The organism is Streptomyces sp. NPDC047028, from assembly GCF_040644095.1.
Classification (GTDB): Bacteria; Actinomycetota; Actinomycetes; order Streptomycetales; family Streptomycetaceae; genus Streptomyces.
In genome coordinates this window covers 1-7,476 of sequence record NZ_JBEYVS010000095.1, presented here as the reverse complement: position 1 = coordinate 7,476, position 7,476 = coordinate 1, and the positions used below count along the sequence as shown (strand labels likewise).

The window sequence follows — 7,476 nt, the reverse complement described above, 5'->3', positions numbered from 1 at the left end:
ACCCACCCCACTCAGACCCCCGCCCGGCGGGCCGCCCAAGCCCCCCTCGACCCCGCCCGCCGGCCCGGCCCCGAAGCAGCCCGAAACCCACCACAAACCACACACACCAACACACACCAACCCCCTGGAGCTCCCCCTGCGTCGGCCTCTCGCCATTACCAGGCAGTCGGACACCTCGTGCCACGGCGACCACCCCCTCAGAGGCGAGAACCGGCAGCTCAAACGAGCGATGTTTATCTCCGCATCGCTCCACGCCATCGCCTTCCGCGCCCACTGCAACCTCTGCCGAGCTGAAGGCAGAACCCTCACCCAGACCGCCCGCCGGGCACCGTGTGGGCCCGTTCGCCATGTTCCGTGACGGAATCTTCCACACCAGAATCGCTGGACGAATGCATTTGTCGGCGCAGGTCCTCTCCGAGGCGGGATGCGGACGATGCTGTCGGAGAGGAGCTATACAGCCTTGTCGATGCGTTCGATGGGGGCGGAGCGAGGCGCATCGCGTGGGCGCGTCCCCGTTCAGCGAGAGCAGCGTAGACCGGCGCTCACCCAGGCCACCTGGGTCTCAGGGCGCCTGGGCTTGCTCTATCCGCATCACATGTCGACCGACCAGCCGGCTCGCAAAGTCATGGCAACCTTGAACGGACCCGTCGCGCCGGAAGCGGCCACCGCAAGGGCGTTCCTAGGATCTTACTACTTGACGTATATGTACTGGTCGAAATAGTAACACCTGACCGTAGGGTCTCCGGGCAGCCAATTATACCGGTGGTGCCATGCAGCACCGGGGTATTCAGAGAAGTCAGTACATCCTCCGTTTATTCCACCCTCATAGCCGGCGCCGGGGTGTTTGGCCGTGACGGCGTGCATTCCGTTATCTCTTGCCTCCTCCAAGTTGTTGATCGCCTCCCCCTCCGTGTAGCCCCAGGCTGCGCTGTGAACATCTGCGCACTCGTATCCCGGTCCGGGGTTTCCGGTAAGGGAACAATCCCAATCTCCACTGGCATAAGTGTTTATGCCAAAAGCCTGGATGGGCGAGTCGAGGGCGCTTGCGCTTCCCGGAAATGCTAGGCCGCCAGCGAGCGCCAGCACGGGAACGGTACACAGCAGTGCGGCCTTCGTGGTTATCTTTCTGGCCACAGTATTGAGTAGCTGCATGGCGTTGTTCCTTTCGTCGGTACTCGTGATACGAGGGGCTGAAGATTGAATGCTAGCCCACCGTGATGCGATCAACTATTTACGCTCGCGCGCAATTGGGGCGTGAGTATGGACAACTCATTTACTGTGGGATCGATGGCCACGGGGTCCCTTCCGGCGTCCTGGCGGAGAGCCGAGTCCGTGGCGGCGCAGACGGGCGATGCGTAGGTGCGCAGCCACTCGATCAGGTTTCCTCAAGACCACCCTCAGGTGGCGGCCACCGCCGCGGCGCGACCTCAAACCATCCGGAGCTGGCCGACGAAAGCGCAGCGTCCTTGAACGAGCTGCCCCTCGGCCGCCCCACCTGGGAGGATCAGGTACAGGTGATGAATGACTGGACCCGCTGCGCGCGGAGCGGATCGACGCCTGGCCCGTGCCAGGTTCCAGGGCCAGGCAGGACGAGCTTGCGCCGACCTGAGTGCAGGAAGCTGCTGAAACCCGACTACGCGCGCCCGCCTCCGAGTATGCGCCGCCCAAGGCGTGCAGCGCCTGGAGAAGTTCTCAGGCCGCTCTATGCTTCAGGCGCTGTCGGCGAGCGCGCCTTGCAGGTGCTGGCCGATCTGGCCAAGGGCCGCATGCGCAGCAACAAGAACCTTGAACCGGCCAAGTCGCAGGCCGGCCGTGTCAGCGAGCATCACGATCTCTCTCGTGAGCTCAGACAGTTCGAAGGCCTGGACGGTGGTTGTCGCCATCCGGGCACAGCGACCGTCACCGGATCAATCACCTGGAGCGGATGGAACCTGTGTACCAGCTCTCAGGACGCGGCCTGCCCGACGAACTCGTTAACGCATGACTTCAAACTCGATGCCGAATTCGGAGCGGTTCACCTCTGAAGCTCCCCGCTGATTGTGCAGATTGCTGCTTGTTGCCACCGAGGGCATGGGCAAGTGCTCTTCGGGTGGTAACTCCAAGCTTGGCGTATGCGTGGCTGAGGTGGTTGTCAATAGTGCGCACTGACAGGCCTAGGGCTTGGGCGATGTCCTTGCTGGTAGTGCCAGCCGCGGCTAGCAGTGCAATCTCGCGTTCGCGCTTGGTTAGCGCCGCCGTGGCCTCGGAGGTGGAAAGGAGGGGGGTGCGGGTGCCCTGGCATCGGGCTACGGCTTGTTCGGCCAGGTGGGTAGCGGCGGTAGCTTGGCGGGTGTGCCCGGCTCGGCGCCAGGCGGCGGCTGCCGCGGTGGCCGCCTCGGCAGCCAATAGGTCCGCGCCGATCGCCTCCAGCTCAGAGGCGGCGTCCAAGAGTCGGCTGGGGTCGTCTGCGGCTAGTGCGGCGGCCAGATGAGCGCGAGCGGGCAGAAACGCATCATTGCAATGCTGGGCTAGCTCCGCCAGTCGCTGAGCGATCCCCGCTGCCCCACCCAGGCGGGCTACGTCGGTGAGTAGGAGAGCTTCACCGGTGACATGACCCGTGTCGCGGGCCTGGGCGGCGGCTTCAGTGAGCATGGTCCGTGCTCTATCCAGGCGGCCACGAGAGGCCAGAAGCCAGGCCTGACCGAGGCGTTCTTCTCCGGCAGTCACGAAGCCGGGATCGAGAGGCGCAATAGTGTGTTGCTCGTCCAGGGCCGTCTGGGCCGCCTCTAGGTCTCCGAGCAGAGCCGCACATGCGGCGAGACCTGCCAGGGCGCAACGCAGCGCCCCGGCGTGGTCGGCGGTGCGAGCGTCTGAGGCGGCCTCGGCGTACCAGCGGCGGGCGGAAGCGCAGTGGCCCGCTAGCCATTCCGCGCGGCCGAGGAAGATTGCCGCCCATATCCGCGCGATCAAGCTCGAATCGCTAAAGCGATTATAGGCGTTTTCTCCGAAGATGCGAGCATCCGTCAGGCGTCCGATTTCGGTAAGGGTAAGGACTAGAGGGATATCCTCGATGGGTGAAGGGGCTGCCAGGATATGGCTGTCGAGCTGAGTTCGGACTGTAGAGCTGTGTTCGACACAGGCCCTAGCCTGACCCGGGCGGCCGAGCAACGCGAGCGCTGCGGACTTCATTAGCACGCCGCGTAGCCACACATTGGGATCCAGGGTTTCACTGTGCTTGGATTCCAGGTCATCGAGGAGGGAGAGACCTACATTGGGCTGGCCGGCAGCGACTCGTAGAAGTCCCTCGTTGATCCGCAGTGTATGGCGACCGATTTGACTGGTGATCTGGTCTGAGGCTTGATGGTTAATTTCTAGGGCTTGAGGGATATCTGCATTGCCCCACATAAGATTTGCGGTACGAGCCAGCGTGGTGGCTAGTTTTTGCTGCTCGGTTGCGGCGCGGGCGTCGGCTTCGGCCAAAGTCGACTCGGCCTGCTTCCACTTGCCTATCTGTGACAGGGCCTCGCCGAGGAGAAGGCGGGTGTGGACGGTGTGCCGCGGTTTAGGAAGGGCGTTCAATAGCGTGCTGACCTGTGGGTAGTCATGCTGAGCGCGGGCCAGATGGGCGGCTTGGATGAGGAGATCAGGGGCGGCATGACCGGTGGCGGCCAGTCGCCAAGTGGCGACGCGCAGAACGTCACCGCGGCGCCGGGCTCCATGGTTCTCCACTCGTTGTGCGTGGCCCAGAAGGATCGCTCGGCGGCGCAGAGCGGGCACACTCGCCCGCAGGACCTCGGCATACAAGGGGTGGGCGAGTGCCACCTGGGTACGCCGACTGTTTTGGCGGACCCGGATCAGTTCGGCGTGCTCCAAGTCGGCCACGGTCTGCCAGGAGGCGGCCTCTTCGACTTCTGTTAGCGGCAGCGCCCCGCACGTCGCCAGCAGCTCCAGCACCGGCCGGGCGGCGGGGCCAGCGGCGGCCAGGCGGGCACCGACCAGCTCGGTTAGCCGCGCTGTACTTGCTAGTTGGTTTCCTGGCGACAGTCGCCACATTTCCCCATCACGAGTCAAAGTCCCGGCGTTCAAAGCTCCGCAGACCAACTCGCGCAAATATTGCGGATTGCCTCCTGACAATTCAAACAGCACCCGCAAAGAGTGGCGACTCACTGGTCCACCGAGTGCGGCTTGAAGCACCTCCTCTACCTGCTCTGGCTCGAATTCGGCCAGCTCGATCCGGTGCATGTCCTCTCCCCGGACCAGGACCTGCACCGCTTCGCTGGTCTGCTCGCCACTGCGGACGGTAGCGATCAAACGAATCAGTCCGGCGTCCATCAGTTGCCGTAGCAAGATCACTGACGTAGCGTCCAGCAGGTGCAAGTCATCGATCAGCACCGCCCACCGGCGACGGTCCGATTTGACCAGCGCCGCAGATACGGTCGCGAACCCCTTGACTGGGTCGGTCATGTCTATTCCGACCGGGAGCAGGTGCGCGAGCGCGCCCAGGGGCACGGCACTAGCCGTCACACTAGCCGTCGCCCGCGCGCCTCGAAACCCCGCACGCACCGCGTGGACCAGGCACTCTTCGGCCAGCCGCGACTTGCCCACCCCGGCTGCCCCGCTTAGGACAACTCCCCGGCTCCTCCGGCTGACCATTGTCCGTCTGAGGGCTGCCACTTCACGCTCGCGCCCAACCAGTGGCCAACGTGTCACTTGGCCGCCCAGATCGTGCACCGTGTAGGCGGGTACGTCACATGACTGAGACATCGGCTTCTCTCCGTAACGCGGGGTAAAGCTCTCTACCGGACATGCCATGCGTGGGAGACCTCGGGGCGTACAGGTCCCTCACGCTTTCCGCCAGGCGAGGGGTACAGTGAGTCTCTGATGGAGGCTCGAGGATTTTCCATGCCCGAGTGAGCTGCTGGCTTGCTAAGTAGCAGGGGGATCTATTCATTGGCGGGAGGGTGGCCGAGTGTTCGGCAGTTCCGAAACCGCGGTGATTCGCCCGTGGCTAGTGCCAATGAAGCGATGATCGGCCGAACGGTGGCCCCGCCTGCTGGGATGCTCGCCCGTACCAGCGCTGGCAGTCAGCCTCATCACCAGCGGAGCTCTGGCATGGCATGCTCTTCCGCCTTGGTGACCCGTTCGGGGAGCACTTGCAACATGTCGAAGGCAGGGTTCCCATCCAGCTCCCTAACAGCCAGCACTGGCCGGAGGCGCGCCGTGCAACCGCAGCGCAGATCTCCACGTCCTCGCTCCCGTCCCCGCCGGCGCCCGGCCAAGGCCACCAAGGCGCTAGGCCGATCCGTGGGGACGGGGCGACAACAGGAGTGGCGGCGGTAGAGGCCATGCCGGTCACCTCCAAGTCGAGGCGGCAGACGCCTTTCTTCTGTTGTCCTTTTTAGACATGCAGCTCGCCTGGGGCATTAGGGTTCCGCCCTAACTTTTAGGGTGCCGGGTGGGGTGGCTGGGGTTGGCGTATGGGTCTGAGTGCCCGGGGGTGCCGGGCGTGCACCGACAGCACGACTACCGATCGTCCAGCTCAGCCCGCAGGTAGACGCCCCCGACTTCACCCGATCAAGTTCAGTACTGCGCGATCTCGGAAGCAGGGATGCGCGGGGTGGCGGGCTGATCGACGCGGAGAGGGTGGCGCGCGAGCGAGCGCAGGTGGAGGCGGACCGGCTGCGGACCGGCTGCAGGCAGGCGGACGAAGCGGGGCAGTCGCATTGGGGGTGAGAGAGCTGCCGCCAGGCGCCCATCGCGGGCCGGGCATCCACGGCGGCGTCTAGCGTCGAGACCGGCGGACAGGCGCAATCGACGCCGGACTCGGTGAAGGTCCGGCATTCGCGGTGCTTGCCCCATACCGGGCTTGGCCATCGCGACGACCAGGCGGCTGTTGGTATCGATGACCAGCTGTAAAATATGCAACGCCCCTGCTCCGCCGGGACAAGTAGAACTTACTCCTTCTGCTAGCAATGTTGTACGAGCTAGGTATCAGGATGGCTGCATTCGGGTAAGGTGGCCGTCTTGAGCAAGGAAATAAAAGACCTGCAGGGAATAGAAGCCAAGTCTCCAGCAAAGCAAGGTGGAAGGTTCTAAAATGTTGCACTCGTTAAAGCTGCGACGAAAAGATGCATGGATTGCAACCCCCCTAGTTGCCGCCGCGCTGGTAACCTCAGGCACGCTGTGCGCCCCCGCTGCTCAGGCGGATCAAACCTGGCGCAACGGCAACTATACGGTTCAGGTGGAGATCCTCAACTTCAGCTTTCCCTTCTTGAATGACTGCGGATTTGCTGGTGGCCAGAACTGCCGCACATCTCAGGTTTGGGGAAACTTTAAGACGGAACGACTCCGGCAAACGCCGGGGCCCCAGTTTAATGAGTGGGACAAGGTCGGCGATCACGATTATGATGGCTCGCATGACGTAGTACAAGGAGTCGCTTACGAGCCGGTTCACTTTTTCGAGGATATTCGTACGTATCCCAATGATGTTCCCTGGGGGAAGATGACAGTAACGGCGGACTCGCAGGACGTGGTCAGAGTAACGGCGGATTTCGTGGATGATGACCAAACTAGTGGTCCCGATTCTCTCTGCACGGGCAATTGGTCTGCGAGTGCGTTCACCCTAAAGGATGTAATGAACGCGACTCCTCAAAGTGGCTCCTCTACTGATTATCCATGGCGCATGGAGAGGACGACAACAACGTATGGCAACGGCAGTGGAAATGATGACGGCGCCTGCACGTTCACTTATCGCGTGACCGTGCAGACTCGCGGTCTGCAAGACTGAGCCTTTTGGCCGGTCGAAGCGAATAGGAAGATAAAGGCGTGTATAGATTCACGGGCGGAGGAGAGGTCGAAGAACGAGCTAGACACTCATAAACCTAAGAGTCAGCTGCGGCGGCGAGCTGGGTGGGTAGGACTGTTGGTTGATCGAACAGCTTGTGTTCCTGCAGGCGGCGGTAGATTTGGCTGATCATGCGGTTGAAGAGGTTCGTAGGGCGGCCGCGTGCCAGTCTCCGTGGATGTCGCGCCTTGGCCCCGCGGGATCCGCGAAGGCCCTCAGATAGCTGGCGGGTTGAGACCGTCCGCCAGAGGCCGTGTTCGTGAGCCATCAACATTTTTCTTGCTATCGCGGCTGCGGACGGAACATACCGACTGTCAGAAGAGAGATCACCCGAGGGCGTGTTCCTCCATGGGGAAGAGGCGAGCTCGGGCAGCCGATTGATTCAAGGCGACTCCTGTCGCGCTCTAACAGCAGGGCCTCGACCATCTCCTCGCAGGGGATGACGGCTGGTCGGTCGTGCAGTATCGCCGGGCATGCGGTTTCCAGAAGGGGACGGGCCGTCGAACGGCAGGAGTCTCGCGAGGAGTTACGACCCAGAGCGGGCCAGAGGTTCGCCCGGGGCTAGAGCGTGTCTCTTTGATGGGTGATCAGTTGATCGGATGTGTCTGTCCGATTAGTGATCACCGATGCGATGTGGGACCGGATCGAGCCGT

Annotated in this window: 4 protein-coding genes; 1 reads left to right on the top strand and 3 read right to left on the bottom strand. The window is 63.0% G+C overall.

From position 1 onward, the window contains the following. Positions 1 to 690: 690 nt before the first annotated feature. The 3 genes from ABZ854_RS36645 to ABZ854_RS36635 all read right to left on the bottom strand — a co-directional run bounded on the left by ABZ854_RS36645 (position 691) and on the right by ABZ854_RS36635 (position 4,743). Positions 691 to 1,152, bottom strand: a complete 462-nt coding sequence (locus ABZ854_RS36645; RefSeq protein ID WP_361220252.1) for a hypothetical protein — start codon at positions 1,150 to 1,152, stop codon at positions 691 to 693. A gap of 557 nt (positions 1,153 to 1,709) precedes the next feature. Then, positions 1,710 to 1,883 (bottom strand): hypothetical protein, encoded by a 174-nt coding sequence (locus tag ABZ854_RS36640; RefSeq protein WP_361220249.1) that lies wholly within the window; start codon positions 1,881 to 1,883, stop codon positions 1,710 to 1,712. A gap of 103 nt (positions 1,884 to 1,986) precedes the next feature. After that, positions 1,987 to 4,743 (bottom strand): LuxR C-terminal-related transcriptional regulator, encoded by a 2,757-nt coding sequence (locus ABZ854_RS36635; protein ID WP_361220246.1) that lies wholly within the window; start codon positions 4,741 to 4,743, stop codon positions 1,987 to 1,989. A gap of 1,333 nt (positions 4,744 to 6,076) precedes the next feature. Between ABZ854_RS36635 and ABZ854_RS36630 the strand changes: the two genes are divergently transcribed. After that, the gene (locus ABZ854_RS36630; RefSeq protein ID WP_361220243.1) at positions 6,077 to 6,766 is read left to right on the top strand and encodes a hypothetical protein; all 690 of its coding nucleotides are present in this window, start codon (positions 6,077 to 6,079) and stop codon (positions 6,764 to 6,766) included. Positions 6,767 to 7,476 lie beyond the last annotated feature (710 nt).